The organism is Oleiphilus sp. HI0066, from assembly GCF_001635725.1.
In genome coordinates this window covers 1-826 of record NZ_LWFH01000433.1, presented here as the reverse complement: position 1 = coordinate 826, position 826 = coordinate 1, and the positions used below count along the sequence as shown (strand labels likewise).

At 43.0% G+C, this 826-nt stretch carries 1 pseudogene; it reads left to right on the top strand.

Annotation, left to right across the window (positions count from 1 at the left end):
- Positions 1–250: 250 nt before the first annotated feature.
- Positions 251–826 (top strand): annotated as a pseudogene (locus A3738_RS05770) (GTPase); the annotation flags it as partial.

The following is an 826-nucleotide window of genomic DNA, read 5'->3' as shown; positions in this document are numbered from 1 at the left end:
TGCTACCTGGGTTCCTACTTCCCAAACTCGCTGAAGAATGTCCGGGGGAAACAAGTAAATCCATACTTACTTGGTAAGCCTTGCGAAACATTAACCCGAACCTTGTCACTTAATTAAAAATGTTTGCTCTTAGGGCTCAGCAATAGCGAATTTCCCTGCTATTATAAGGAGATAGAACTATATGCTGACTAAGTGTTCAGCCTAATAACCAATTAAAACCGACAAACATCAACAGGAAGAACTACAACAGATGTTGGGTCCAGACCTTGAGCTTTTGATAAGTATCCCCGAACAAAACTTGGGTGAACTTTCATACACTGATTCCACCCCGGAAGCCTTTGCTGACTGGGTCGCGAATCTGCCCATGGCGAATTTAGGCGAGCTGTCTCGTCAACTATATCGTGCGATTAATGAACTAAATCGCCTTAAGTGCAAGCCAGAAACTCGCTCAAAAATGCTTGAGGACATTCGAAAACCTATCCATTACGCATGCGAAGAGCTGTCAAAACATTTTCTTAACGCATCTATCACACCTCAAGAAAAGCAACGCAAAGTTATCAACCTTGTCACGAGCCTTCATCTTTCTCTAGCCGCTGGCTACAAAGCAGTGCTATTAGAGAGCGTTCCTAATCTTGGGTCAGAACATACACGTAAAAACTTCAGCTGCGCAGCACACCGAACCATTACAGAATTTGGACGTGTTCAGCTTTTGTCAGCCAAGCTCTATATTTCCGTACCGAAAATGCTATGGAAAGAAATGAACGAGATCTATCGTTTTAGCGATGAGTTAGGCCTAATGAAGTATCTAGTTCGCGATGAAGACAAT